At 63.1% G+C, this 25,427-nt stretch carries 31 protein-coding genes; 13 read left to right on the plus strand and 18 right to left on the minus strand.

The window, feature by feature from the left end:
* Nucleotide 1: 1 nt before the first annotated feature.
* The 5 genes from AB4070_RS07330 to AB4070_RS07350 form a co-directional block, all read right to left on the minus strand.
* A complete protein-coding gene (locus AB4070_RS07330) occupies nucleotides 2-328 on the minus strand; it encodes an Rv3654c family TadE-like protein (protein WP_441979526.1) in 327 nt (108 codons plus the stop codon).
* Nucleotides 328-702: a TadE family type IV pilus minor pilin gene (locus AB4070_RS07335; RefSeq protein WP_441979527.1), complete on the minus strand. Its 375-nt coding sequence runs from the start codon at nucleotides 700-702 to the stop codon at nucleotides 328-330. The genes AB4070_RS07330 and AB4070_RS07335 overlap by 1 nt, the downstream gene beginning before the upstream one ends.
* Before the next feature lie 20 nt (nucleotides 703-722).
* Entirely contained in the window at nucleotides 723-920 is a 198-nt protein-coding gene (locus AB4070_RS07340) for a DUF4244 domain-containing protein (RefSeq protein WP_046746461.1), read from the minus strand.
* A gap of 62 nt (nucleotides 921-982) precedes the next feature.
* On the minus strand, nucleotides 983-1,879 hold the full coding sequence (locus AB4070_RS07345; RefSeq protein ID WP_441979528.1) for a type II secretion system F family protein: 897 nt from the start codon (nucleotides 1,877-1,879) through the stop codon (nucleotides 983-985).
* Complete coding sequence (locus AB4070_RS07350; protein ID WP_441979529.1) at nucleotides 1,879-2,886, minus strand: TadA family conjugal transfer-associated ATPase; 1,008 nt, start codon at nucleotides 2,884-2,886, stop codon at nucleotides 1,879-1,881. Before AB4070_RS07350 ends, AB4070_RS07345 begins: the two co-directional genes overlap by 1 nt.
* A 415-nt stretch (nucleotides 2,887-3,301) precedes the next feature.
* On the opposite strand from AB4070_RS07350, the gene acs reads away from it, so the two are divergent.
* On the plus strand, nucleotides 3,302-5,281 hold the full coding sequence (gene acs, locus AB4070_RS07355) for an acetate--CoA ligase (RefSeq protein ID WP_441979530.1): 1,980 nt from the start codon (nucleotides 3,302-3,304) through the stop codon (nucleotides 5,279-5,281).
* Nucleotides 5,282-5,442: 161 nt separating this feature from the next.
* Here acs and AB4070_RS07360 read toward each other — a convergent pair whose 3' ends face one another.
* Nucleotides 5,443-5,946 (minus strand): Lsr2 dimerization domain-containing protein, encoded by a 504-nt coding sequence (locus tag AB4070_RS07360; protein WP_441979531.1) that lies wholly within the window; start codon nucleotides 5,944-5,946, stop codon nucleotides 5,443-5,445.
* Nucleotides 5,947-6,460: 514 nt separating this feature from the next.
* Here AB4070_RS07360 and AB4070_RS07365 point away from each other — a divergent pair.
* The 4 genes from AB4070_RS07365 (at nucleotide 6,461) to AB4070_RS07380 (ending at nucleotide 7,973) form a co-directional block, all read left to right on the plus strand.
* Nucleotides 6,461-6,913: a hypothetical protein gene (locus tag AB4070_RS07365; RefSeq protein WP_441979532.1), complete on the plus strand. Its 453-nt coding sequence runs from the start codon at nucleotides 6,461-6,463 to the stop codon at nucleotides 6,911-6,913.
* 71 nt (nucleotides 6,914-6,984) lie between these two features.
* The gene (locus AB4070_RS07370) at nucleotides 6,985-7,467 is read left to right on the plus strand and encodes a hypothetical protein (protein ID WP_441979533.1); all 483 of its coding nucleotides are present in this window, start codon (nucleotides 6,985-6,987) and stop codon (nucleotides 7,465-7,467) included.
* Nucleotides 7,464-7,739, plus strand: a complete 276-nt coding sequence (locus tag AB4070_RS07375) for a hypothetical protein (RefSeq protein WP_441979534.1) — start codon at nucleotides 7,464-7,466, stop codon at nucleotides 7,737-7,739. Before AB4070_RS07370 ends, AB4070_RS07375 begins: the two co-directional genes overlap by 4 nt.
* A gap of 45 nt (nucleotides 7,740-7,784) precedes the next feature.
* Nucleotides 7,785-7,973, plus strand: a complete 189-nt coding sequence (locus AB4070_RS07380; RefSeq protein ID WP_441979535.1) for a hypothetical protein — start codon at nucleotides 7,785-7,787, stop codon at nucleotides 7,971-7,973.
* A gap of 193 nt (nucleotides 7,974-8,166) precedes the next feature.
* Here AB4070_RS07380 and AB4070_RS07385 read toward each other — a convergent pair whose 3' ends face one another.
* Together AB4070_RS07385 and AB4070_RS07390 are read right to left on the minus strand one after the other, a co-directional pair.
* The gene (locus AB4070_RS07385) at nucleotides 8,167-8,331 is read right to left on the minus strand and encodes a hypothetical protein (protein WP_441979536.1); all 165 of its coding nucleotides are present in this window, start codon (nucleotides 8,329-8,331) and stop codon (nucleotides 8,167-8,169) included.
* A 67-nt stretch (nucleotides 8,332-8,398) separates the two neighbouring features.
* Nucleotides 8,399-8,638, minus strand: a complete 240-nt coding sequence (locus tag AB4070_RS07390; protein WP_441979537.1) for a hypothetical protein — start codon at nucleotides 8,636-8,638, stop codon at nucleotides 8,399-8,401.
* Between the two features lie 136 nt (nucleotides 8,639-8,774).
* Between AB4070_RS07390 and AB4070_RS07395 the strand changes: the two genes are divergently transcribed.
* A complete protein-coding gene (locus tag AB4070_RS07395; RefSeq protein ID WP_441979538.1) occupies nucleotides 8,775-9,074 on the plus strand; it encodes a hypothetical protein in 300 nt (99 codons plus the stop codon).
* A gap of 245 nt (nucleotides 9,075-9,319) precedes the next feature.
* Here the strand turns inward: AB4070_RS07395 and AB4070_RS07400 are convergent, their stop codons facing one another.
* A complete protein-coding gene (locus AB4070_RS07400) occupies nucleotides 9,320-10,480 on the minus strand; it encodes a hypothetical protein (protein ID WP_441979539.1) in 1,161 nt (386 codons plus the stop codon).
* 1,191 nt (nucleotides 10,481-11,671) lie between these two features.
* Between AB4070_RS07400 and AB4070_RS07405 the strand changes: the two genes are divergently transcribed.
* The 3 genes from AB4070_RS07405 to AB4070_RS07415 all read left to right on the plus strand — a co-directional run bounded on the left by AB4070_RS07405 (nucleotide 11,672) and on the right by AB4070_RS07415 (nucleotide 14,056).
* Nucleotides 11,672-11,950, plus strand: a complete 279-nt coding sequence (locus tag AB4070_RS07405) for a hypothetical protein (protein ID WP_441979540.1) — start codon at nucleotides 11,672-11,674, stop codon at nucleotides 11,948-11,950.
* Nucleotides 11,950-12,891, plus strand: coding sequence for a hypothetical protein (locus AB4070_RS07410; RefSeq protein ID WP_441979541.1), 942 nt, complete (start codon nucleotides 11,950-11,952; stop codon nucleotides 12,889-12,891). The genes AB4070_RS07405 and AB4070_RS07410 overlap by 1 nt, the downstream gene beginning before the upstream one ends.
* A gap of 190 nt (nucleotides 12,892-13,081) precedes the next feature.
* The gene (locus AB4070_RS07415; RefSeq protein ID WP_441979542.1) at nucleotides 13,082-14,056 is read left to right on the plus strand and encodes a hypothetical protein; all 975 of its coding nucleotides are present in this window, start codon (nucleotides 13,082-13,084) and stop codon (nucleotides 14,054-14,056) included.
* A 313-nt stretch (nucleotides 14,057-14,369) separates the two neighbouring features.
* Here the strand turns inward: AB4070_RS07415 and AB4070_RS07420 are convergent, their stop codons facing one another.
* Nucleotides 14,370-15,062, minus strand: a complete 693-nt coding sequence (locus AB4070_RS07420) for a cation diffusion facilitator family transporter (protein ID WP_441979543.1) — start codon at nucleotides 15,060-15,062, stop codon at nucleotides 14,370-14,372.
* Nucleotides 15,059-15,418, minus strand: a complete 360-nt coding sequence (cmtR, locus tag AB4070_RS07425; RefSeq protein ID WP_441979544.1) for a Cd(II)/Pb(II)-sensing metalloregulatory transcriptional regulator CmtR — start codon at nucleotides 15,416-15,418, stop codon at nucleotides 15,059-15,061. The genes AB4070_RS07420 and cmtR overlap by 4 nt, the downstream gene beginning before the upstream one ends.
* A 97-nt stretch (nucleotides 15,419-15,515) precedes the next feature.
* Between cmtR and AB4070_RS07430 the strand changes: the two genes are divergently transcribed.
* Together AB4070_RS07430 and AB4070_RS07435 are read left to right on the plus strand one after the other, a co-directional pair.
* Nucleotides 15,516-15,791, plus strand: coding sequence for a hypothetical protein (locus AB4070_RS07430; RefSeq protein ID WP_441979545.1), 276 nt, complete (start codon nucleotides 15,516-15,518; stop codon nucleotides 15,789-15,791).
* An 89-nt stretch (nucleotides 15,792-15,880) separates the two neighbouring features.
* Nucleotides 15,881-16,186 carry a hypothetical protein gene (locus tag AB4070_RS07435; protein ID WP_441979546.1) on the plus strand — a complete coding sequence of 102 codons (306 nt, stop codon included), beginning with the start codon at nucleotides 15,881-15,883 and terminating at the stop codon, nucleotides 16,184-16,186.
* Nucleotides 16,187-17,612: 1,426 nt separating this feature from the next.
* Here AB4070_RS07435 and AB4070_RS07440 read toward each other — a convergent pair.
* Both AB4070_RS07440 and AB4070_RS07445 read right to left on the minus strand, forming a co-directional pair.
* Nucleotides 17,613-18,122, minus strand: coding sequence for a GNAT family N-acetyltransferase (locus AB4070_RS07440; protein WP_441979547.1), 510 nt, complete (start codon nucleotides 18,120-18,122; stop codon nucleotides 17,613-17,615).
* The gene (locus AB4070_RS07445) at nucleotides 18,119-18,475 is read right to left on the minus strand and encodes an ArsR/SmtB family transcription factor (RefSeq protein ID WP_441979548.1); all 357 of its coding nucleotides are present in this window, start codon (nucleotides 18,473-18,475) and stop codon (nucleotides 18,119-18,121) included. The genes AB4070_RS07440 and AB4070_RS07445 overlap by 4 nt, the downstream gene beginning before the upstream one ends.
* 75 nt (nucleotides 18,476-18,550) lie before the next feature.
* On the opposite strand from AB4070_RS07445, the gene AB4070_RS07450 reads away from it, so the two are divergent.
* Nucleotides 18,551-19,879, plus strand: a complete 1,329-nt coding sequence (locus tag AB4070_RS07450; RefSeq protein WP_441979549.1) for an NAD(P)-binding domain-containing protein — start codon at nucleotides 18,551-18,553, stop codon at nucleotides 19,877-19,879.
* 51 nt (nucleotides 19,880-19,930) lie between these two features.
* Here AB4070_RS07450 and AB4070_RS07455 read toward each other — a convergent pair whose 3' ends face one another.
* The 4 genes from AB4070_RS07455 to AB4070_RS07470 all read right to left on the minus strand — a co-directional run bounded on the left by AB4070_RS07455 (nucleotide 19,931) and on the right by AB4070_RS07470 (nucleotide 23,320).
* A complete protein-coding gene (locus tag AB4070_RS07455; protein ID WP_441979550.1) occupies nucleotides 19,931-20,338 on the minus strand; it encodes an arsenate reductase ArsC in 408 nt (135 codons plus the stop codon).
* 14 nt (nucleotides 20,339-20,352) lie between these two features.
* Nucleotides 20,353-21,348 (minus strand): metalloregulator ArsR/SmtB family transcription factor, encoded by a 996-nt coding sequence (locus AB4070_RS07460; RefSeq protein ID WP_441979551.1) that lies wholly within the window; start codon nucleotides 21,346-21,348, stop codon nucleotides 20,353-20,355.
* Nucleotides 21,345-22,436 carry an ACR3 family arsenite efflux transporter gene (gene arsB, locus AB4070_RS07465; protein WP_441979552.1) on the minus strand — a complete coding sequence of 364 codons (1,092 nt, stop codon included), beginning with the start codon at nucleotides 22,434-22,436 and terminating at the stop codon, nucleotides 21,345-21,347. The genes AB4070_RS07460 and arsB overlap by 4 nt, the downstream gene beginning before the upstream one ends.
* A gap of 62 nt (nucleotides 22,437-22,498) precedes the next feature.
* Nucleotides 22,499-23,320 carry a hypothetical protein gene (locus tag AB4070_RS07470; RefSeq protein ID WP_441979553.1) on the minus strand — a complete coding sequence of 274 codons (822 nt, stop codon included), beginning with the start codon at nucleotides 23,318-23,320 and terminating at the stop codon, nucleotides 22,499-22,501.
* 240 nt (nucleotides 23,321-23,560) lie between these two features.
* Here AB4070_RS07470 and AB4070_RS07475 point away from each other — a divergent pair, with 240 nt between their 5' ends.
* Nucleotides 23,561-24,496 (plus strand): recombinase family protein, encoded by a 936-nt coding sequence (locus AB4070_RS07475; protein WP_441979554.1) that lies wholly within the window; start codon nucleotides 23,561-23,563, stop codon nucleotides 24,494-24,496.
* Nucleotides 24,497-24,553: 57 nt separating this feature from the next.
* Here AB4070_RS07475 and AB4070_RS07480 read toward each other — a convergent pair whose 3' ends face one another.
* Nucleotides 24,554-25,357 carry a hypothetical protein gene (locus AB4070_RS07480; RefSeq protein WP_441979555.1) on the minus strand — a complete coding sequence of 268 codons (804 nt, stop codon included), beginning with the start codon at nucleotides 25,355-25,357 and terminating at the stop codon, nucleotides 24,554-24,556.
* Nucleotides 25,358-25,427: the final 70 nt, after the last annotated feature.

A 25,427-nucleotide genomic window follows, 5' to 3' on the forward strand; every position in this document is an offset into this window, starting at 1 on the left:
GCTATCCCTCGGGGGGCCCGGCACGGGCTCGGGAGACGGCTGCGAGTCCAGCGTACGCCGCCTGCACCTCCACGGTCGCCACGAAGCCCTCGAGGACGCAGCCGGTGAGGGTCGCCCCGGCAGCACGCGCGACCCTCTCGGCGAGTGCGCAGGGCTGCTCGGATGTGGTCACGGCACCGCTCGCCGCATCGGCGGCGGCGAGCGCCGCAGCATCGGCCGCACCCGCCGCTCGTTGCGCCGTGACGGCCGCACCTCCGACGGCGGCGAGACCCAGGGAGAGGGTGGCGGCGACCGCGAGCATCCCTGCCGCCAATGCCGAGCCGGCCATCAGAGTCCTCCCTCGAGTGCGCAACTCGAGGCCCGCAGCGGCATGTGGATCAGCGCGCCGATGGAGACATCGACGGAGGTGGTGACGCATACGAGATCGCCCAGGGGCGAGGACGACATCCCCGCCCCCGGCACGGCCGCCTGGACCACCCGCTCTGCCGCACCGTGTCCCTCGCCACGTCCGAGAAGACGAGCCGCGTCCGCGGAGGCGTCCTGCAGCGCCACCTGGCGAGACGCTGCTCCGAGCGCCCCTGCACCGAGAAGGAGCGCGAGCACGACGGCGGGAAGCGCGAGTGCCAGCTCCGCTGCGGCGGATCCGCGCTCATCCGCATGTCGCGGCGTCGGTCTCGCATCACCACCGCCAGGCCCGTTCATCGCGGGTCTCCTCGCCCGCATCACGACACCGTGAGCGCGCGCCGCACGAGGTCCGTGAGGATGCCGCGGACTTCATCGGAGCGCATGATGACGACGAGGAGCCCGGCGAAGGCGACTGCGGCCATCGTGGTGATCGCGTATTCGGCTGTGGCCGCCCCGGTGTCGTCGCCGAACAGCATGGCCGCGCGTCGGCGGTCGAGCGCAGGGATGTTCTTCATGGTGTTCCTTCTCTCTCTGGGCGATGCGTGGGCATCGGGTGGTGTTGATGAACCGTTGGCGGTCACAGGGGCATGGGAGTGGATGCGAGGACGCTGAGCAGGAGAGGCGCGACGCCGAGCAGCAGGAAAGCGGGCAGCGTGCAGATGCCGAGCGGAAACAGCAGCCGTGTCGAGAGCTTCGCCGCACGGAGCCGCCCCTGGACCCTCGCGGCATGCCGGTCCTGGGCTGCCGCCGCCCGGAGGAGCTCTGCGGCGGGCACCCCTGCGGCGCGGGACAGCTCGAGCACGGCGGCGACACGTTCGTCGCCACCTCCGGAAACGGATGTCTGCGAGACCAGGTGCAGTGCGCGGTCGATGGAGGCGCCACCGGCGAGCGCGATCGCGACCAGTTCTGCCCGCATGCCGGGGGTGCCGGGCCCAGGCGCCGCCCTCTTCAACAGCGTCGATGTCCACAGCCGCGCCGTCACCACGAGGAGGAGGCCGAGAACCACGCAGGCCGCCCCGAGCACGCTCCCGAAGACGACGCCGAGGGTGTCGAAGCCGAGCGCGAAGCCGAGGAGCAGCCCGGCCATCGGCATCCAGAGCAGCAGACGCGCCGTCCCCGCCGGCTCCGCGAGAGCGATGCGCACGTCATCGGCAGCAGCTGCAGCATCTCGCAACGTCTCCGCGATCATGCGGAGGACCTCGGCGAGTGGTGCGCCCACCGTCGTCGCGATCTCCCAGGCGGCCGCGAGATCGACCCAGGCCCCGCCCTCCGCCTCGATGGCGTCGAGGAGCGGGACTCCACGATCGACCCGATCGACGACGGCGCGTGCCGGCGCGTCCTCGGTCTCGGCGAGATGCCGCCACGCGACGACGGGGACCGCACCCGCCTGCAGCAGCACGGCCAGCGTCTGCACCGACGTTGCAGCGTCCGCTGCGGTCGCGTCCCGCCGCTGCGCCGCGCGAGGAGATCGCATCACCACGGCTGCACCTCCTCGATGTCGAGCCGATCCGCTGCGATGACGAGTCGGCCCGCCTGGCGGATCCGACGGATGCCTCCGGGGGCACGGTCGAGATGGAGGACGACGGTGAATGCGCTCACGGCCTGTCGCGCGAGTGCCACCGCATCCATCCCGGCGAGGGCACCCAGGGCTTCGAGGCGGGCGGGAACGTCACGGAGCCCGCTGGCGTGCAGGGTGCCTGCGCCGCCATCGTGTCCGGTGTTGAGTGCGGTGAGCAGCTCGCGGACCTCTTCTCCGCGACACTCGCCGACCACCAGGCGATCCGGTCGCATGCGCAGAGACTCACGGACCAGGCGGCTCAGCGTGATGCCGCCCGCGCCCTCGAGATTCGGCTGCCTCGCCTCGAGGGCGACGTGGTGCGGGTGCCGCGGCCGCAGTTCTGCGACGTCCTCGATCGTCACGATGCGCTCCCCCGGCGATACCTCGGACAGCAGAGCGGAGAGCAGCGTGGTCTTGCCCGTTCCCGTTCCCCCGGTGATGAGGATGTTCGCCCGCTCGGCCACCAGGCCGAGAAGCCAGGCTTCTTGGCGCGCGTCGAACGCGCCGAGCGCAGCGAGGGATCGGAGATCCGCGGCGCGCACCCGGGGAATCCGTATCGAGAGCGCGGTTCCTGTCGTCGACACCGGAGAGAGCACGGCATGCACACGGACGCCGGAGTCGAGACGGACGTCGACGCAGGGCGCCTGGTCGTCGAGATGGCGTCCGCCGAGCCCGACCAGTGCGACGGCGAGATCACGCACCTCACGCTCCGAGGCCCTCCAGGCAACAGCCGGCTCGGCGCCGCTCCCCCGGTCGACGTAGAGCCCGCCCGCACCGTTCACGAACACATCGGTCACAGCGTCGTCGATGTGAGGGAGAAGCGGTCCGAACACGGGATCCAGACGGAGGGGCTCCGGCGACGCGGTCTCCTCAGACGCGAGCGAGCGCACTCCCCTGGGCTGGATGACGAAGGAATCAGGCATGACGGCGACGCTATGCGCCGTCGCGGTGGGGGAAGTCCCGAGAGATCCGGATCCTCCAGCACCTGTGGAGAAGCCGACTCGTCACCCAGTGGTGCAGTGCGTGGATGACCACCTGACCCGAGGATGCCCCTGCGATGCAGAGAGCGCTCCCAAAGGAATGGGCGGCATCTCACGGGGGGAATGAGATGCCGCCCACGACGTTCCACGATTGGGGGAATCGGGCACGCCAAGGCCGGAATGAGAATTCGGCTGTCGTCGAGTGTACGCAAGGCGACCGTCCTGACAAAACCAGCAACACTACCGACTTTCGGCAGTATGCGGGGCGGGGCCGCAGGGATAGATTCGCCGTGACCTGGTCGCCCACCCCCCACGACCATGCTCGCAAGACCCGTATGCCGCAAAGGAGCGCCTGCCGATGAGCAGCCAGATCGACCATCTTCTCGACGAGACCCGGAAGTTCGCACCGTCGGAGGAGTTCGTCGCCCAAACCATCTCGTCGCCCGAGCTCTACGAGCGGGCTGCCGCCGACCGCGAGAGCTTCTGGGGCGAACAGTCCCGTGAGCTGGTGCACTGGCACAAGCCGTTCACGCAGGTGCTCGACTGGACCAACCCGCCCTTCGCGAAATGGTTCGACGACGGCGAGCTGAACGTCGCGTACAACTGCCTCGATCGCCACGTCGAGGCAGGCAACGGCGACCGCGTGGCGCTGCACTGGGAAGGCGAGCCCGGCGACTCCCGCCGCATCACCTACGCCGAGCTGACCGACGAGGTCAAGCGCGTCGCGAACGTGCTGGAAGGACTCGGCATCGGTCAGGGCGACCGCGTCGCGATCTACCTGCCGATGATCCCCGAGGCCATCGCCTCCATGCTGGCCGTCGCGCGCCTCGGCGCCATCCACTCCGTGGTGTTCGGCGGATTCAGTGCCGACAGCCTCCGCTCGCGCATCGACGACGCCGGCGCCAAGCTCGTCATCACGGCGGACGGCGGCTACCGGAAGGGACGCGTCTCCGCCCTCAAGCCCGCCGTCGATCAGGCACTCGCCGACCGCGGCGACGGCGAGCAGCAGACCGTGGAGCACGTCCTGGTCGTCAAGCGCGGCGAGAACGAGGTCGACTGGGTCGAAGGGCGCGACATCTGGTGGCACGACGCCGTCCCCGCAGCCTCCGCTGAGCACACGGCACAGGCCTTCCCCGCCGAGAATCCCCTCTTCATCCTCTACACGTCCGGCACCACCGGGAGGCCCAAGGGCATCCTGCACACCTCGGGCGGGTATCTGACCCAGGCGGCGTACTCGCACAAGTACGTCTTCGACCTGCACCCGGATACCGACGTGTTCTGGTGCACGGCCGACATCGGCTGGATCACCGGGCACAGCTACGTCGCCTACGGCCCGCTGGCCAACGGTGCGACCCAGGTTCTCTACGAGGGGACTCCGGACGCCCCGCACCCCGGTCGCTGGTGGGAGATCATCGAGAAGTACAGGGTGTCGATCTTCTACACCGCGCCGACCGCGATCCGCTCGTTCATGAAGATCGGCCGCAGCGTCCCCGCGAAGTTCGATCTCTCTTCGCTGCGACTGCTCGGCTCGGTGGGAGAGCCCATCAACCCCGAGGCGTGGATGTGGTACCGCGAGGTCATCGGCGCGGGCAAGACGCCGATCGTCGATACCTGGTGGCAGACCGAGACCGGCGCGATCATGGTGTCCGCCCTCCCCGGCGTGACGGAGACCAAGCCCGGTTCGGCGCAGGTGCCGCTCCCCGGGATCTCGATCGACGTGGTGGACGAGAAGGGCGTCGAGGTCGGCAACGGCAGCGGCGGACTGCTCGTGATCACCGAGCCGTGGCCGAGCATGCTCCGCGGTATCTGGGGCGACCCGGAACGGTACCGCGAGACCTACTGGGAGAAGTTCGAGGACCAGGGCTACTACTTCGCGGGCGACGGCGCGCGCCTCGACGACGACGGCGACCTGTGGCTGCTGGGCCGCGTCGACGACGTGATGAACGTCTCCGGCCACCGCCTGTCGACCGCCGAGATCGAGTCCTCTCTGGTCGCGCACGAGGCGACGGCGGAGGCCGCCGTGGTCGGAGCATCGGACGAGACCACCGGACAGGCGGTTGTTGCCTATTGTGTTTTGAAGGAAAGCTACCTGTCATCACACGAGAACATTCAGGACCTCGCCCAGGAGCTACGGGCTTGGGTCGCCAGCCAGATCGGGGCAATCGCACGCCCCCGCGAGATCTACATCGTCACGGAACTGCCCAAGACGCGCTCAGGCAAGATCATGCGTCGGCTGCTGAGAGATGTGGCAGAGGGCCGAGAAGTGGGTGACACCACCACCCTGGCCGACACCATGGTCATGTCGACCATCCAGTCGAATGTAGCGAGCAAGAAGTAGCGCTCGCTGCCCCAAGACGCAGGAAGGCCACGCGCTCAAATGAGTGCGTGGCCTTCGTCGTAGCTTCCCGCTGCTGCGTCTTGCGCTCCGGGATCGAGCGATCACATCAACGAGGCAATCTCTGCGCTGAGATGGCCTTCCGCGGTCGATAAGACGATCAGTCAGCCCTTGGCCGGGTGCTGCGGCGCAGTGTCGTACCCCGGGAGCCCGAAGTGCTGCTCGTAGATCTCCCGGAACTCCTTTTTGAGCGGCCCCATTTGATTGTGCTCGATGCCCTGCTCCTGGAGCCAGGCCCGGGCTGCGATGGTGTCGTAGGGCTTCTTGCCTTCTGCCAGCAGCCTCGCCGCCTCGGCCCGGAGCGCAGCGCCCTGCTCCCAATCCAATGCCTCAAGGGCCAGTTTCTTTACCTGTTCCGAATCCAGTGATTCGAAGACCAGATTCTTTACCTGCTCTGGAGTCAACTGCTGGGAGTGGGCCTGGGCCAGATCCACTTCCCGCGCCTTCTCGATGTAGGGCGCGAGCAGCTTGGCCAGCTCCACCTCATGGGCATCGGTCAGGTCGATTTCGAAGTGTCTGCCGAGGAAGCCGAAGCTCACCGAACCGCCCTCGCCGGGTGCGATCGGCGTGCCATCGAGGTCATCGACCTTCATCAGGATGTCTGCCATGGCCCCATCCTACTCTTTGTCGCCAACACTCGCCATCGAGTCATCGATGACTAGCCGTCACACTTCGTCAACAAGTCTGATGACTCGCGTGACATTGCAGTGGCAGAGGCGGCGTATTCGACTCAAAGCGTGCAGTTCGCATACCGCGACACGCCGAGTCTTCATACTTTTTTGGAGCGATGAGACGCCCGTGATTCCGCGGGTATTTGGCGATTGGGGCACCAACTTGAACGGGAGTCACGCATGACTCGCTTGACAGTCTTCGGAGACTCCGGCTAGTGTTGTGAACACAAGGCAGGCCGGGGAGGAAACGAGGAACCGGCCTGACGCTCGAACACTGAAAACTCAATCTGAGAAAAAATCCGAGACAGCCCGGCAGGGCTTATCTCGTAGTGCGCCTACTCGGGCGCAGCACTAGACCTCGGCGGGGCGCCAGCTCCGACCGACCCACAGAAATCGGCTCAACCGAGCCACCATCGAATGCCCTTGATCGGGTGAACTAAAAGGACACAACATGAACAACATCAACACTGAGGATCTCTTCGTCGACGGACTTCCGGCTCCGAAGCCTCGCACCAAGAAGATTCACAACCGGAGCATCTACCTGACGACACCTTGCATCGGTTCAGCGAAGCAGAATCCGGGTGTTCCGGTACGCCTTGCGCAGGGCAAGCTCGTGGACAAGGCCTACGCTCCGACCCTCAAGGCGCAGGCAATCGAGCTCGGCAGCAATCTCAAGATCGACTGGGTCTATCAGGAGGATCGAGAGATCGAGAGCGCCACGACGGGCAAGATCACCAATGCCCAGATGGGCTGGGTCTTCTTGACCTACACCGGTGATCCGATCTCAGGTGAGGACGAAGCTCCGGCCGAGGTCGTCTCCATCGAGCAGGCCGTAGCAAAGGCCGAGAAGAAGGCTCGCAAGAAAGCCAAGAGGCAGGCCGCGGCCGAGCAGGCAGCCGCCTGATCCGAGCAGCAACTGGGGCCGCTATCCACTTCGGGTAGCGGCCCCTCCCATGACTACAGATTGGAACGACCATGAACAAGAAGCAGATGTATGCAGAGATCGATCAGGCGCTGGCTGAGAGGATCCAGCTCCTCGTCATTGATCCAGGGTTCCCGGCAGAGGGAGAGTTGTGTGAGCTCGGCCCGAAGGAGCTCGTGCTCAAGATCTGGACGCAAAACGGATGGGAGCCCGATGCCCAGCCTTGGGGGCTTCTGCGACTTTGGGCGGCTAATGCGATCTCAGGGCTCGCACAAGACATCATGGAGCAGGACGAAGCACCGGCTTGCTACATGGTTCTCCGGGAGTTCTCCATGGGCTTCTGGGACCGAGGGCAGGCTCTGAATATCTCTGAGAATGAGCTGTTTTTTCGCTTCCACACATACGCAGCGCTGTTCGAACTGGGAAAGCCCATGCTCCAGGCAATCGCTGAGGAGGCCCTGGAGATGGTCGAGTGCGCTGAGTTCGTCGAGATCGATTACCGCTTCTGGCAGATGACTCAGGCGCTGGCCGCATGACGACCAAGCAGCGCGTGTACCTGACCGAAGAGGCCGTCGAGGCCGCTCGACAGAACCCCGGTTTCTCGGTCCTCCTCGGCGAGGGGCGGTATGTCTCTCAGTCGTACCTCCCGCGGCTTGTCACTCAGATCGAGGAGATGGACGATGGGTTCGAGATCGGGTGGGCTGTGGAAGCTGCTCATCGCCATATGAACCCGGTATCTGGTCGCATCAGCTACACCCGCCTGGGTCGGGTATACCTTCGCTGGACGGGGAAGGCGGCCGCCGCATGAAGGTAATCCTGATCGCTCGGAAGCTCAGCCGCCCCAAAGCGCTGCATGTCCCAGGAGGATGCCATTGCGTTGTGCTCGGATCCTCGCAGTAAAGGCCCGCGCTGGATGACCGTCTTTGCGCCGATCGAGGAGTGGCAGGTCGACGGCGCGATACCCGCCCAAGCAAGGATCGAGGATACGGGCAAGCTCGACGGGCTGATCGAAGAACTAGGCCTGACCAAGTATGCAATCTAGGAGGAGCAAGAAAGAGCCCCCGGCCATTGGCCGGGGGCTCTTTGCGTTGGTGCTGAAGGTTACCGTGCGAGCCGGTCAGCGATCCGTTGTGCGCCATCGTGGAGCCAAGGCCGGCTGATGTCCCAGCCGTCCTGGATCGCCTGAAGCATGATCTCGACAGTTTGCCGAAGGAGTTCCATCAGCTCGAAGAAGGTCATGACCTGTCCCGGACGGAGTACATGAGCGGCACGCCGTTGCCGACGATCACCGAGTAGACCTCTTGGCCCTGAGCCTCAGCGTCGGCCAGGGACTTCTTGAACTCTTCCATCAGCTCGGGCTTGATGTGCTTGTGTGCTTCGGTTGCATCGTAGGTTGCCACGGTTGTTCCTTTCGCCTGGAAGAAATGAGGAAGGGCCGGGGATGGTCCCCGGCCCTGCTGAGTTCGATCAGTCCTGCTTCTTCAGGACATCGATCCGGTCGGCCAGCTCTCCGATGACCTTCAGCGCTGCATCGCGCTTGGCCACGGCCTCCTCCTTGCTCTTCGCGTAGAAGGGACGGTTGCGGTTCGCGTCGTCGACGAGGCCGCCGACCTCGTGGCGGAGACGAGCGAAGAGGCGCGTCAGGTCCTTACGGTCGAACTCGGAAGCCTTGGGAGCGGTCGTCTGGGGAGCGGTGGTGGTAGCCATGATGTTTGCCTTTCGAGCAGTGGATGTGGTGTGACATGGCCAACAATGATTGGACTCCCGATAGGAGTCAACTCCTCTGCAAAAATACTTTTGAACTGGGTTTTCCCTCTCGTCAGCATCCGCGTATCGTCGCCGCATGGAAGCATATTGGCAGCAGTATCAACTCACGCTCGACCGGATCGAGAAGGAGAAGCCACAGACCTTCGATGGGGTCAAAGCCATCCTTGATCTCTTCGAACCGCCCTCCTCTGGAGAGGCCTTCTTCCCCGGCGGTGCTGATGAGACTCTCGGCGATTCTCTCTCCAAGGCTGGCTGGCGAATCGACTGGAGGGAGGGAGACTACCTCTGGCTCGGAACCTCACAGACGGGCGAGCTCATCAGCTATGTGGAGGGCGATCTTTACCGGGGCAACGCCTTCAAGCCGCGCCGAGACTGACCATCGGCAGGATGCAGAAAGGCTGTTCTGAGCGCGCCCGCTACAGCCCCGATGGGATCCCCCGATGGGATCGATCGCGGAGGCTGTAGTCCAGCCTTAGACGGGCGACCGTGGGCTGAGGGTGGTCATCCTGGATGACGATTGGGGGCGCATCGATTCTCAAAGGAACATGGCGACTCTCAGCAGACAAGAAGAACGGCGGCGAGGGTGGTAGATCCTCGCCGCCGTTGGTGTGCGCGCACCTGTCAAAGGCGCCAGGCCTCCCCGCTGTACTTGTTCCCATCCGCATCCTTGAGAGTCATTGAGGCAAAGAACCGCTCAGAACCCATCTTCTTCGCGACGGCCTTAACAGCGTCAAAGATGCCCTGCTTATGTCCCATGTAGATGTAGGTGCCGAACACCGGGAAGACTCCACGCTCCCTTTGGCGGGCCATGGTGCTGACTACCTTCGTCAGATCGTCAGGATTCTTCAGCGTTAGCTCCATCTCGATGCCGAGGGAAACGGGTCGCTTGATGTCTGTTCGGTGAGCCTCAAGATCGATCGCCAGGTCGACGGGGTGGTTCTGATTGCCATAGCTTCGGCTCGCGTAGTCGGTCGTAAGCGTCCAGTGTCCGGGGTTCTTCGCGAGCGCTTCAGACACCTTCAATCGACCTGACTCGACCTCGTGAGCCATGCGCTCCTGATCCCTCCAAGCCTGATCCGGATCGATAACAGACTTCTTCTCGACCTTGTCATAGCGGCTTGCCATGGTTCCGTAGGTGCTGTTCATGTACCGCTCAGGGATGAGCAGAGGGAGGATTTCAAGTCCGCTAGGGATCGGAATCTTGCTCTTCTTCTGAATCTCTGAGACCCCGCCGACGAGCTGAGCGGCCACTTGAGTGATGGCTAACCGGTGTTCGAGGTTGAAGACCCTGACGCTTCCGAGCTTGTAAAGTCCAGGCACTCGCTCGTCGGTCACGCCGTGGAAGTGGAGTAGATCATAACCTCGCTTGGTCAGGAACCAGAGCTGAGTCATGCCGATGATCTTCTCGGAACTGACCAGTCCAAGCTCTTTCAGTGCCAGCGCTCGCTTGTGAGCACTCGCCTTCTTGATGCCCCAAACGATGCCGAGCTGCTTCGAAGTAGCGAGCGGAAACTTCCAGAGGAACCAGAGGCCGAGTCGATCTTTATCCGTGAAGAAGGTCCTCCCGTACTTCGGCGCATTCGGATTTCGACGCGCCTCAGAGCGGAAAGTGTCTGGGATGAGGTCGGCTTCGCTGGTTCTATCTGCACCGATGGTGTCTTCTTCGGCATCCAGCTCGTCCGTTCGCTGCACTAAGTGAACGACCGTCTTCTCTACATCTGGCATCAGTTCCGGCGTGCCATGCTCATCTTCGTCGTAGTCCTCGTTGGCGAGGAAGTCCATGACAGAGCTGCTGCTTGGTGTACTCATTTCTCTCTGCTCCTTGCTGAGATCGGGGCTAGAACAGCTCTCCTGGCCTTAGGAGACGCTTTTCCTGACCGTTTCGCGCTTTGGAGCGCGGGTCTCAGTCCTATATCGAAACAGCGGGAAATGTGGGCGCGAAACGAGTTTCGCCCGCTCCTGCATGGCTCCTGATCTCCAACTCTCTTGAGATCTCGCCTTAGGATCGCGCTCCTAGAATCGCCTCGGAGAACAGCAAGAGGCGGCCTTGCCGCCAGGGGGGAAAAAGCAACGCCGAGCTTCGCTCGTCGTCAGGCACTGCCGTGGGCAGCGCCCTGGGAGCGATGCTCCCAGCCGAATGCCTTGAGGCATCTTCGGTATCCCGCCAGCGCTGCGCGGGCCTAGGAGCTACGCTCCCAGCCGAAGTGCGTAAGCACTCTTCGGTATCCCGCTGGAAGGTGTTGACACCCTTCCAACCTGTCCTCAGTGCGTAAGCACTCCGAGACCCCGCTGAAGACTGCGCCAGCAGTCTGCACTCACTGACTACCTGCGAACCCGCCCAGGTAGCCATACGCCGGATGCACTGCGCATCGGTGTCGCACCACTGCTGACCCTTCTCCCTGGACGAGAACCACTGCCACAGCACATGGGGTGCTGAAAGTTGCCAACAGAGACTGGCAGAACTTTACTAACAGCCTCACTTCGCCTCCAGAGAGCCGCGAAGCTAACAAGACCCTCAGATCTTCCAAGCCAGCGGAAGCGGGAGCAGCAGCGGCGGGCAGTATCCAGTGGTCTTTTTTCGATCGTGAGGCTTAGGTGGCGTCTCCTGCTTCATCCTTAGCCCATGGCAACAGGAGTTGTTGGGAACGGTCAGGCCTGGACTAGGAGGATGACGCTCACCGATGTTCTATCTGCACCGATGGTGGCGCGTCGTCGGCTGATAGTAGCCGCTGGGGTGATTCACCATGAAAAGAGCAGAACCACTGGGTGAGTGGGTCGGCTACCACGCCGATCCCGACTGGCCCGAGCCAACAGTATGCTGGCCGCCCTGTAGTGACTGCCGTTCGGGCATGATCCGCTACGAGGACGAAGAGGAAGCCGAAAGGGCACTCGCAGAGCTTCGGCGCTGATGTTCTATCTGCACCGATGGTGTTGATATGCCTCCCGACTCAACACGAGAAGGAGGAATCGATCATGGATCACCTAACACCGGCAGAGAAAGCAACTCTGGCGACTCTGGTCTTTCACTTACCCTGGGGAGCCGCCGAGCCCGAGTGGTGCGAACACCCAGAGACATGCTCGCTCGGTGGCGGCCATGTGGTCGGGATCGAAGCGGCAGAACAGATGCGACCGAACCGAGACGCGGCCGCAGCCAAGCTACTGCCATCGTTCACAAAGAAGGATCTCCCGATGCTCCGCGAGAGCGAGCGCACCGGCAGATCAATCTTCGAGCTACGCAAGGAGGGCTGGTGATGGCTACCGCAACAAGGACCAGGCTCCACTATTCCCCGGAACTCGGCAGGTACATGCGCTGTGTCGCCCTGGAGAGCTGTCCCTACGGTGACGCGCACACCGATGTGGCAGGGATCGCAGACGCTGGCGGTGGGCGGGCTGTGCCCAATGGACGGACGCTCGATGTCAGCCCGATGATCGACGGCCACTACACAGTCGGCACCCCCAACAGGACGCAGACCTGGACGAAGGAGGGCCGGAAGCTCACTCCCGTTGAAGCTCGACGGAGGCGGCGGGAGCTGGCGAAGCGAGCCGAACAGGCGAAGGCTGAGGCCGGGGAAGCGGGAGCGGCGACTATCGATCTCGGTCCTCGAATCAAGGAGTTCGAGCTAGCCGAGACAACCACGGACCCGGGAGTTCTTTCGATGCTTGCCGGTTCGAACGATCCGGCTGTTCGGCTCGTGGTGCTCCGCAATCCAGCGGTTGCTACATCTACCCTGGAGCAGCTCGCCATGAGCGAGGATCAGGGCTGGAAGGTCTACCGGCTCGCGGCGTTCGAGGAGCTGGGCTTCCGCTACCAGGATGTAGAAGATGCTCGCGAACTCGAGATCGATCGACAGCTCGCTCTCAAGGCTCCGGCTGCCGCCGTTCTGTCCGCCATGCCCGAACCCACATTCCAGAGGAAGACTCCGACCGAGCGGCGCTCGCTCATCGGCAAGGCCTTCGAGCAACTGGCGCGAATGCTCAAGGTGTCAGTGAAGTTCGCTGGCTGGGTGAACCGTGCGGCCTGGAAGGTCGCCATCGGATCTGATGGAGTCAAGATGGTCTCACTCCCGAGGAGGGTGGCTCGCGATCTGAGCCGTAAGGGAGTCCTCGGATTCCTGGTGGAGATGTTCGTCGCGGTAGCGGAGAAGCCCTTCAGCTCGAAGAGCCTGTCGAAGCAGCTCGGCTTCGGTTGGTGACCTAGTGATATGAGTCGGTGATGCCTGCGGGGAGTCGGGCAGGCATCGCCTCCTAATGTGATCCGGGGCCGTAAGCAGATGCAGTTTTCCGTTTACGGCCCCTTCCTTGTGTCCGGGGAGGTGTTCTATCTGCACCGCTGCCGTCGTATTGATATGGGTCCGTGTTCTCACACATTAGGAGGAAGAACACATGTCCACGAACATCCGACAGACTAGAACCAAGAAGGATCGGCTCCCGTTCCTCATCGCCTCCGCGGCAGCCTTCGCTCTGCTTGCATCCCTCCTGACGGGCTGGCTCACTCCCGCCAATCCTTCAGCAGCTCTCTCCAACGGAGGCTTCTGCGTCCCCGCCTATGACCGGGGCGATCCCGACATCAAGGGCATGGCTGGCGCGAAAGGTTGCGACGAGGCACCAGCTACTCCCAGCGTTCCCCTCCCTGACTACAACGCTGCTGGAATCTGCGCCGCTCCAGGAGCCGACAGGGCTATCTACTCCATCGGCGCGGGTGGCATCAAGGAGTATTCCGTAGCTGAGAACGGCACGATCACGGCCACCGGCAAGAGCTACGCCATCCCTACGGCCACCGGCAACGCTCTCGGCCTCACACGCTCCGGGGAGTTCTACTACAACGACACGAACCGCATCTACGGCGGAACGCCGGATGCTATCTCACCGAAGTCGACAGTCCCCCAGCGCTATGTCGCCGGAGAAGCAATGGTTTACAACGGGGTTTCTGAGCACTACTACGGCCTCTACACCTACGGCGACCTTGAGATTTACCGCTACTCGCCCACGGCTGATCGATCAGGCCCCATCGCGACGGTAGAGACTCACAACACCTGGGGCAGCAACGGAGACTTCGGGTTCGACCGCAACGGCGATCTGCGCTTCCTCGTCTCAGGTGGCGGTAAGGCAGCCATCGGCCTCGTCAAGTTCTCTGAGTTCGCTGAGCTGGAAGTGAACACCAAGACCACGCTTCCCTCCTCCATTGTGAAGGAATGGGACCTTGACCGGGCAACAGTGGCGAACGGCATCACCTACCTCCCGGGCGATCTCCTTGCTATCTCTACCTCGGCTGGCATCCAGATCGTCAATGGAACCGATGGCAGCGTAGTCAGCTCCCTGGCAGCAACGGGTCTGACTGACCTCGCGAACTGCCGCTGACCATCAGCTGAAGCCCCCGGATGCCTCCAGCTCCGGCAAGAGAAACCGCCCGGCACTCCCACAGTGCCGGGCGGTTTGTTGTTCCTGAAAGCAGCACCCCAGATGCCTGCTTTCGGAGCATGCTGAATGATGCTGAAATCGCAGTCTCAGCGCGCAGCCCAGAGCATCGATCCCCTCGACGCTGTAGCGCGCATCTCAGCCCGTAGCCTGCGACCTCGGGTGAGATTCGTCCAGCGCGCATGACGATACATGGACATCGATCTCCTGGCGATTGTTGACCCTCCTCGCGCGGGGGGGTGTGTGACACAACAGCTCACCGAGGCGTCGGTGCACAACAACCATCTGTGCACCCGTCCGCCTCGCGTTCTCCAGTGAGAACAGCGACGGGAGCGGCGCAGCAAGCATCGCCCTTCCACGCTTCAATACCTTCTCGTACCGCAAACACGGCGATCACTAGAGCTGCTATTGAGTCTGCCCAGGCCCAGCCGAGAAGGCTGTTGAGGAGTAGACCAACGAGCAAGGCGGCCGAGAGGTATGTACAGATCAGTGTTTGCTTCGAATCCGCGACGGCAGAGGCAGAGCCCAGCTCTTTGCCCGTGCGCCGCTCGAACCAGCTCAAGAAGGGCATGACGACGAGACTCAAGGCAGCGATCGCAATCCCCACGGGCGAGTGCTCCGGATCTCTCAAGCCAGCGAGCGAAAGGACTGCATCCACGCTCACATATGCCGCGAGCCCGAAGAAGGAAACGGCGATGATGCGTAGCGCGACCTTCTCCCGCTTCTCGGGATCTGGAGAAGCGAACTGCCAGGCGACAGCAGCGGCAGAAAGCACCTCAACGATGGAGTCGAGGCCAAAGCCGATCAGCGCCGCAGAGGAAGCCATGCCTCCAGCGATTAGCGCCACGACCGCCTCAATCACATTCCAGGTGATGGTGATCGCTACGACGATTCTGATCCGCCGACGGAGTACACCGACCCTCTCTGAGGCCGGCGCAATGGCCGTCATCGTTGGGCCTCCGATCCACAGCATCCCGGTACCGTGCAGCTCGGGTCCAAACACGGGGCAGCTTCATCAACAGCCAGCGTTGTGTTCACTAGCCCCGTGAGCGCCGCTGTCAGATGCGGATCTGCGATCTCGTAGCGAGTCTGACGGCCTTCTGGCTCAGCCACGACGATGCCGCAGCCCCGCAAACAGGACAGGTGGTTCGAGACATTGGTCCGTGTCAGCTCCAGCTCGCGCGCAAGCTGGGCTGGATATCCAGGAGCGTTGAGGAGCGCAAGAAGGATACGAGACCGGGTCGGATCGGCCATGGCTCGCCCGAGGCGGTTCATGGCATCGAGCTTCGAAGCAATGGTCAGCATGGGATGACCATACAGTGAGTGCTGACCTATGGGCAAGCGTGTGCGACACCAACAGCCGGCGCCTCTTGTTAGAACAACCTTCGAGCAAGGAGGAACCGTGAACAGACTTGAGCAGGCCCAGGCTGCAGCTCGACGCTCAGCCGAGATCGCAGCAGCACGAAGAGCGAAGATCCCCGGCTGGGTTGAACCGGCAAAGGGAGAGTACGACTGGCGGCGTGAGCTTCGCGATACGGCCAGGCCACCTGAAGGCGCTGACATCTTCTACGCGCTGAAGGCCGCGCGCCTGGCAGCACAGGCAGGAACATCTGTCGGCTCGCCCGAGACTGCGATCTCAGACGCCAACAGCGATCCTGCGCACATGCTGACCGCCTGACAATCATCGACGCTGAGACGGGCGGGTAGCGATGCTCCTCGATATGAGCCATGTCCCCACCGGGACAGGACTCATCTGGAGGAATCAGCATGTCTCTACCTACTCTCGCCCTCGGCGAACTCGTTAACTCGGCCATCGCCGACTGGATCGGACCCGTGCTCGTCGGCATCATCGCTGTGGTCGCCGTCGTCCTGCTCTGGAAGCGGCAGTTTGCTGGCTTCCTGACCTTCGCGGCGATGGCCGTGCTCGCCGCTCTCTTCGTCTTCTTCGGCGGCGACCTCTTCGGCAAGAACGGAAACATCTCGAAGGCTGGGAAGGATGTGGCCAACAAGATCAACGCCATCGACCTGTCTGCGACAACCTACGGTCCCGATTTGCTCGACTTCGATCAGTGAGCCTGAGGCCCACGAGTCGTCGATCTAAGCTCGCCGTCTCGCTCACTCCATGGCGTCGAGCCTCGAGACAAGAACAAGGCGTTGGGGAGCGGGACTAAAACAAGGCTTTGACGGACGGGAGTGACCCCGGCAATGAACGCCGGAAAGACACGCCCGAGAAACTGCCGCACCGTCCACCGACCGCCGCCGCTTTGATATAGCACTACGAATCGCTCGGCCCGGTGATCTGAATCTCGGGCCTGGAGACTCAGATCGCCGGGCCTCGATTTGCTTGCCGCCCAGGATCTCCAAATAAACAAGGTCCCAGTAGGTGGGTTGCCGGGTGTCGAGATCCGGAGAAAAGCGTGCGGGGGTTCACCAGCCCCAAGAGGAAAACCAACTGGAAGCGCGAGAGGCCGGGCAGCAAGTCTTCTGCCCCAGCTCAGATGGTCCTCAGCTATATGTACCCCACCGCTGAAAAAGAGTGGGGCACTCACGAGGTAGAAACGACTGTGAGTGGGAACCGGTCGCAGATACAGCTTCCAATCCAGACGCCGAAATAGCGCCCCTGCTGGGCAGGCTAGACAGCTGGATGACTGAGTTCCTGATGCGGACGGAGAGCAGATCTCCGGCTTCTTCCCGGAGCTGGAGCATTGAGGAAGAACTGGGAGAAGACTCCCCTGCCAACAGCCGCTGCTCAACAGATGACTACAGGATCGCCAGGCCGACGGAAACAACCCGCGCGCTGAGGCGATCATCCGCCTGCTGCTCCCCCGCCTCTCCGAGGGCTCTCCGAGGGCTCTTGCAGCGAGGCTGCCAACGCAGGTGCGTTGGATCACCTTGAGCTCTGGCGAGAACGCCATCGGGCAGAAACGCTCGCTGCCGCTCACGCAGATCTGCCTCCGGCTCGACGCCTCCTGCTCGGGTGCACACCCGCCAGACTCAAGCCTCGGCCCCCGGGCCTCGGCGCCCCTCACGGGTTTGAGATTGGATCTCTGTTGGAAGAAGCGCCTCCCTCTCCTCTCCCGGAGCAGCTGGCGCTGACTCACCCCTACCACGCGAGAGGTTCAGCACCGAGGCCGCGGTGGATTCCGGACCTGCATCTCAACTACCGCGGCTAACGAGGGGCTCTCCTCTGGATTTCGATTGAGGGAGCCCCGGAGGGGCTGCGCCGAAGGCGCTGAGGTATTTCCATCGGATGGCCCGCCGGGCAGGACTCTCCGCCCCACCCGAGGGTGCTGCTCTCCTTCTGAAGCCGGAGGGCGAAGCCCGGAGCGCTCCAGAAGAGCCGGGGGCTCGGGGGCCGGATTAGGTCCCCGGGAGGCCGCGCGGAGCGGCCCTCGGAGAGTGGCGCGGCGAATCCCTCGCCGTGGTGTCACACATCGGTGCGATCACGCACCGACCTTCTCCTCGGACGGGAGAATAGCGGCCAGAGGTGTGCGCGCACCTACCTCTCCGCTCGCCGTTCGATGAGGATAGTGTCTCGCCAGTCGCCCTGATGCGGTCCATGGCTCATCTGGGCGATGCGCTCCCTCCGGCCCACTACCCGGAACCCCGCAGACTCATGGAGCCGAAGACTCGCGGCGTTCTCCGGAAAGATCGAGGATTGAACTGTCCAGACGCCAGCACGGTCGGCCAGCTCAAGGAACGCTCTGAGGAGACGCGTTCCGACGCCCTGACCCGACGCTTCCGGACGGATGTAGATCGAGTGCTCGACGACTCCGCGATAGACCGTCCGAGCCGAGACGGGCGAGGCTGCGGCCCATCCAAGGAGCTTGCCGCTGGGCTCCACCGCTACGAGACGAAGATCAGGACGCTTGCTGTTATCGAAATCAGCCCAGCTCGCTGGCGGCGCAGCCTCGAATGTCGCTTGTCCCGTGGCGATACCGGCTCGATAGATCTCCTCGACGGCGGGCCAGTCCTCGGGAGCCATCGGCCGAAACTCCAGCTCGATCATCGGGCAGTTAGGCTCTTCGCCGCGTCCACGAGGGGACCGGTCGTGGGACTGTAGTAGGCCCAGCGCCCACGCTGCTCGCGGCTCACGAGTCCCGCTTCCACGAGGAGCTTCATGTGGTGGGAAACAGTCGGCTGCGAAAGGCCGACGGGTTCGGTGAGATCGCAAGCGCACAGCTCACCCTGCGGGCTCCCGGCGATGAGCGAGAACAGCTTTACTCGCGCGGGATCCGCCAGCGCCTTGAACACTCTGGCGAGGTTCTGTGCCGTGCCGTCATCGATAGCGCCGCCGCTCGCCGGATCGCAGCATGATGCGCCGCTGCTGGCAGGTTCGACGATGACGGGGAGAGTAGTCATGGATCTATTGTGCCCGACACATTGACATCTGTCGATCTATCCATCATGCTGTGACACATCGAAGATCATCAATCTATGGAGGTTGGGATGTATCCCGTTGCCGTCATCGGTGCTGGCCCCCAGGGCCTTGCTGCCGCAGCTCACCTGTTGGAGCGGGGCATGAATCCGCTGGTGCTGGAGGCGGGAGCGGGCCCGGCCAGCGCCGTTGCTGACTGGGGTCATGTGCGCCTCTTCTCGCCCTGGCCGGAGCTGACGGACGCGGCGGCCCGAAGGATGCTCGAATCGACCGGCTGGACGGCACCCACCAGCGGATACCCCACCGGGGCGCAGTGGATCGAAGGCTACCTCGCCCCTCTCGCGGAGCAGCTTGGAAGTCGAGTCGTCTACGGCTCCCCTGTGGTCGGGGTCGGCCGAAAGGGCCGGGATCTTTCGGTCGACGCGGGCCGGGGGGAACAGCCGTTCGTGCTCCATGTGCAGAACGCCGACGGCTCCGAGGAGCGCATCGAAGCCTCCGCAGTGATCGATGCCTCCGGCACCTGGCGTAGGCCGAGCCCCGCGGGCGCTGATGGACTTCCGGCACTTGGAGAGACGCAAGCCCGAGAAGCAGGCCTCCTCGACTACAGGATTCCGAGCACCGCGGATGCGTCCGAGCTTGCGGGCAAGCATGTAGTCGTGGTCGGCAGCGGCCATTCGGCGGCAACGGCTGTGAATGCCCTCGCCCGGATCGCTAAACGAGAGCCAGGCACCCGGGTCTCCTGGGTTCTTCGGCGTGGAGCAGTCGGCAATACCTTCGGTGGTGGCGCGGCGGATGAGCTTCCCGAGCGCGGCTTGCTCGGTCAGCGGGCGAAGGAAGCCGTTGAAAGCGGGGCGGTGGATCTCGTCACTGGCTTCCGCACAGAGAGCGTCCGCACGGAGGATGGTCGGGCTGTGCTCGTGTCCGAAGATGGCCGCCAACTCGCCCCGGCGGATCAGGTCTTCGTGCTCACTGGTTTCCGCCCTGACCTCTCGTTCCTCTCGGAGGTCCGTCTTGATCTCGATGTGAGGCTCCAGGCTCCTGCGCGGATCGCTGCAGAGGTCGACCCGAACATTCATTCCTGCGGTTCGGTGCGGGCGACGGGCGCAGCGGATCTTGCTCACCCTGAGCCTGGGTTCTACATCGTGGGGGCCAAGTCCTACGGGCGGGCGCCTACTTTCCTTGCGTTCACCGGCTTCGAGCAGGTTCGGAGCGTGGTCGCGGAACTCGCCGGAGACAGGGACGCCGCTGCTCGGGTGGAGCTGACGCTTCCAGATACGGGCGTGTGCGGTGGGGCCGGTGTCTTTGATGCCCCGGAGGACAGCGCGGGTTCATGCTGCGCACCTGCGCCGCAGCTCATCCAGCTCGGCACGGCGCCAGCGTCTCGCTAACAGCGAGAGAGGGGGTCAAGGATGCTCCTTGACCCCCTCTGCGCGTAGTGCTCAATCGAGGAGGTCAGAAGCCAGGGCTTGAATCCGGGCTTTGATCTCGTCTCTGATCGGGCGGACAGCATCGATGCCCTGCCCTGCAGGGTCGTCGAGCTTCCAGTCTTCGTAGCGCTTGCCGGGGAAGAACGGGCAGGCATCACCACAGCCCATGGTGATGACCACATCTGAAGCTTCGACAGCCTCAGTGGTGAGCACCTTCGGCTCCTCTGCGGTGATGTCGATCCCTTCCTCCCGCATTGCCTTGACGGCGATGGGGTTGATCTGTTCGGCGGGCATCGACCCGGCGGAGCGCACCTCGATGCGGTCTCCACCGAAATGGCGAAGATAGCCCGCAGCCATCTGGGAGCGACCAGCGTTGTGGACGCAGACGAAGAGCACCGAAGGCTTCTGCGTTGTTGTCATTGGGGTTCCTTTGCTCAGTGAGTTGCGAGTGTTTCCAGGAGGTCTCGGACCCGGACCTCGATGTCTCCCCGAATCGCCTCGACGCCTTCGCGAGAGGCGAGCGCCGGATCGCCGACAGCCCAGTCTTCGTAGCGAACCCCTGGGATGATCGGACACACATCGCCGCAACCCATAGTGACGACCACATCAGCGGCTCGCACCGCATCATCAGTCAGGGGCTTCGGATAGGCCTCGCCGGCCTGCTCGCTGCCCTCGATCTCCGAGAGCAGCGAGCGCACATGGGGGTGGACATCTGTGGCCGGTGTCGAGCCTGCGGAACGGGCGATGACTTTGCCACCCGAAAGCTGATTGACGATGGCCGCAGCGAGCTGGGACCGTCCTGCGTTCTGGACGCAGACGAAGAGTACCTGCGGCACTCCGGCCTTCCGATCGCGATTGAGATCCGTGAGCCTTTGCCTGGCGAAGCGCTCAGTCAGGGGAATCATGTGCTGAGTGAGCTTGGCGGAGCGGACGAGGCCAGCGTAGGACTCCCTAACGATTGCCACGACGAGATCCCTGCTGACATCGGTCAGCTCATCCGCGAGCTCGTCGGCAAGCCGCGAGACGCGAGCATCCATCGTTCGTAGGGCTTCCTCCCGATCGGCGGGCTGCTCGGGAGATTCGAGCACCACTGCGGGAGCGAAGGCATCAAGGAGAGCTGCCGTTGCCGCTCGACGGGAGGGGGCGATCCGGTAGTAAACCCAGGTTCCGCGCCGCTCGGAGAGGAGCATTCCCGTCTCCTTGAGCACCTTGAGGTGATGGGAGATCGTGGGCTGAGAAACCTGCGCAAGTTCGGAGAGATCGCAGACGCAGCACTCCCCCCGGGGGTCCGTCGCGATAGCCGAGAGCATCCGAATCCTGAGCGGATCAGCGAGAGCCTTCAGCGAATCCGACAGGGTGGAGGCAGCCTCCGAGCCGATGGCATGAGTCGCGGTCGGAGCGCAGTCCTCTGCACTCAGGGTGGTGGTCACGGTGCGGTCCCTTCGTAGGGGTCGGTGTCGAACCAGGCTCTGGCAGCCCAGAGCGAAACATAGACGAGGCCAACGAGTACCGGAACCTCGATGAGCGGTCCCACTACTCCGGCGAGCGCCTGGCCGGACGCAGCGCCGAAGGTGCCGATCGCTACGGCGATGGCGAGCTCGAAGTTGTTGCCCGCTGCTGTGAAGGCGAGTGTGGTGGACCGGGCATAGCTGAGGCCCAGCCCCTTCCCGAGCAGCAGACCGAGGAACCACATCACCCCGAAGTAGACCAGCAGGGGCAGAGCGATCCGCACGGCATCGAGTGGTCGCGAAGCGATGGCATCGCCCTGGAGCGCGAAGAGCAAGACGATGGTGAAGAGCAAGCCGTAGAGAGCCCAGGGGCCGATCTTAGGAAGGAAGCTCTCCTCGTACCAGTCCCGTCCGCGGCGCTTCTCACCGATCCACCGCGAGGCGAATCCTGCGACGAGAGGTACCCCTAGGAACACGAGCACATTGAGGGCGATCTGCCAGACAGAAACCTCGAGGCCCTGGGCGTCGAGGCCTAGCCATCCGGGGAGCACGCTGAGATAGAACCAGCCGAGAAGCGAGAAGGCCACTACTTGGAAGACAGAGTTGATCGCCACCAGGATTGCGGCCGCCTCCCGGTCACCACACGCGAGATCGTTCCAGATCACCACCATGGCGATGCAGCGTGCAAGGCCCACGATGATCAGTCCCGTCCGATACTCCGGCAGATCCGGCAGGAACATCCAAGCGAGGGCAAACATCACGGCAGGCCCGACCAGCCAGTTAAGCAAGAGCGAGGAGATCAGGAGCTTCCGATCGCCCGTGACCGCGGCCACTCTGTCGTACCGAACCTTCGCGAGCACCGGGTACATCATGACGAGCAGGCCGAGGCCGATGGGCACCGAGACACCGCCGACCTCAAGTCGAGAGAGGAGATCAGCAAGCCCGGGGATGAAGCGCCCGAGAACAAGACCGGCCACCATAGCCAGGCCTATCCACGCGGGAAGCCACCGGTCGAGCGTCGACAGCCGTCGAGTTGCTGGGGGTTGTGCCGTCTCGGCCTGTATCGACATTCTTCTATATTGAATGCCATCGAATCAAACCGCAACTTCTACGAAGGGCGTTCACCGCATGTTCAACTTCGAAGCGGCGGCTTCGGCGGCAGGCTTCTTTCCTCGAAGCTGTCAAGAAGCGCCTTCGCTCGGAACAGCGCCGTCGAGTAGAACGACGCCACGAAGCTCAGCCGTGAGGTCCGGGTCACTGACTCCCCGAGGGCTCCTTCCGGGTGCCGCTCCATGATGTTGATAAGAGAGACCTGGTTAGCGTGTGTTACCGCGCTACAGATCCTCCAGACTTCAAGCCCGGTGAAGACATCGAACTCGGTGGTTTGCGCGGGGTGCAGTCGATCAACGGCGGCGATCACATCGGTAGACTTCACGGCCTTTTCGAAATCCGCCGGGTTGATGCCCTTCAGCTTCCGGTGAGCCTCTTCAGCCTTCTCAGAGAGCTTGTCGTGCTGCCCTGAGTTCCGACCGACGACGGTTTTCCAGAGCGTTCGATCTGATTCGATGTTCTGCCGATAGATCCTCAGCGTCCTGCTCGCCGCGATCTGATCGTTCTTGGAGTCAAGAATCCAGAGGCCGAGTGAAGCCGACTCCATGGCGGCACGGATCATCGAGTACAGCGAGTAGAGCGGGAGCCGTTTCTTAAGCGCGTTGTTCACTTCCTGGAGGTTCTCAGCAGCGACCTGGGCGAACACGCGAACCTGTTGAGATGTCTCGAAGGGCTCTGTGCGCGTGTCCAGCTTCCCGAGCCAGCTCGCCGGTGTCGGCGGCGGTAGCGCTCTGCTGCGCTTCATCGTGTGGAAGAGCAGCACACGGGAGTGCTCGATGTGCTGTTGGGCCCAGCGCTCCGCGAGTGGCCCCTCGCGGGTATCGAGCACTTGTTGCAGATCCATGCATTGACGGTATCTCAGCTTCAGGGCCCTGATTCTGGCCCCTCGGCCTGTCCTGTGACTCGTGGTGTCGCACACCCGCGCTCTTGAGCGTCCCGGGCGCCAGGTAGCGCGCGGTCCCCGCATTTCGCTATCTACAGTTTCCGAACTCCTCCGTTCGCTGCCCCGTCGACAGTTTCAAAACCGCGTTTTGATATTGGTGCTTGAGCCGAGCACTTCGGCACCGAAAAGAAGGAGGCAGTGATGCCATCGAAGCTCGATGAAGTCGTAGAACTCGAAGCGTTGATCCGGAAGTCCAGACGAGGCATAGACATTCTGGAGGGCTGGCTGCGAGCCGCTTGCGGCCCGTGCCACGGGTGTGAGTACTGCGCCGCATACTTCACCTTCGAGTGGAACGAGCTGCTGCCAACCGGCCAAACGCCGAGCATCGGCGGGCTCCAAGCTCGGCTATCGGGGCTGAAGGCAGAGCATGCTGCGAAGGTACCCGCAGACGGCTACTTCTTCACCAAGCTCGAAGTTGACGGTGCGCTCGATCTTTACCGGCTCGGCTATGCCCGAGTCTCCACAGCAAACCAGAAGACCGAACTCCAGATGGAAAAGCTCAAGCAGGCTCGCTGCATCGAGATCTTCGAGGATCCCGCAACCTCGGGCGCCGGCAACCGAACCGCACCTGGCTTCGTGGCTCTGATGAAGCGAGCGGAGGAGCTGAGGGCTGAAGGCCATGAGGTCGAAGTCTGCGTGTCCAAGCTCGATCGCTTCTCCCGTTCCCTCGAGGACCTGCTCATCAGCGTTAAGGAGCTGGGTGAACTTGGCGTGAGCTTCCGCGCGATCGATGAGGCCTTCGTCTATGACGCCAACAGCGCGATGAGCAAACTCTTCCTCGGCCTCCTAGGGCTGCTCGCAGAGTTTGAGCGTTCTCTCATTCGAAGCAGGATGGACGAAGGGCTAGCCGCCAAGAAAGCAAAGGGGCTGAAGGTCGGCAAGAAGCCGAAGCTCACCAAGGTCGCGGTTGAGACCATCCGGGCTGCCTACGCCACGGGAGCCACGCCTGACCAGCTCGCGAAGGACTGGAAGGTGTCGAAGTCGCTCGTCGGCCGCGTGCTTGGGATCTACCCCTCACTTCCGCCGTACATCACCTTGGACGAATGGGAAGCAGCCAAGGTGTCCGCGAACACTTGAGCGGGTGTGCGACACGACGGTGGCCGCGGTTCAGTCTTGACCCCGGCCACCATTCCTCTATTCCACCTCTTTTGCTGCCTTCGAGAACCTGCCGAGGCCGTCGCTGAGCTTCGTGTACTGCGCCTTGTATGCGGTCGAGAGAACACGATCAGGCCTCGGGGACGGAAGGTAGCCATAGCCGATCGCCTTCGGCCTGCCGATCTCAGGTACATCCATCCAGACCATCCGCCGAAAACTGCGGAACATCTCGATCGCGATCTCCTCCTTGGCATTTCCCAGTGCGGCCTCGACACAGAAGCTGAAAGCTCCCATGGCGATGTCCGTCGCAGACGAGAGATGCGACGCGTTGTTGTTCGTCATGCCGAAGAGCACGATCCGATCCTGCACCTGCGTCGTTCCGCCGCTCGGATACTTGAATCCGTGCTGGTGGAAGTCGGCCATGAGGTCGAACTGCTTCGTATCCCGATCCATCAGCATCAAGCCCTGCGCATCATCCTGAATCAATAGCCGCCGGTACGCTTCCCCAATGTTGGGGAGGCCCCAAGACATCAGCTTCGAGTGATCGTTGACTGCGATGTCATGCAAGACGGCGGTCGCGATGAAGCGCACGCCGATCTCGGCGAGGTCTTCAAGTAGTCCGGCTTTGGCGACGCGGAAGTTCTCCTGCCCCACATGCTTCGGGTAGCTCCTCGTGTGGAACTTAAAGCTGTCGCCGTTTTCGTATCCCGCTGCGTCTCGTCGTGCTTTCACCGCGGCGTCGACCTGGGGAATCTGATCGGCGGAGAGCACAAGGCCACCGAGAAGGAAAAACTTCCCTTCGGCATACTCCGGATTTACCTCGTCTACGAGATACAGATGCATGACGCCATTCTCTCCGTGGAGCGCGCCTGGGTATGTGAACGCCCGGGCCAGTCCCGGATCTTGTCATCCC

It is taken from the genome of Microbacterium sp. 2RAF4 (assembly GCF_052115285.1).
GTDB lineage: Bacteria > Actinomycetota > Actinomycetes > Actinomycetales > Microbacteriaceae > Microbacterium > Microbacterium oxydans.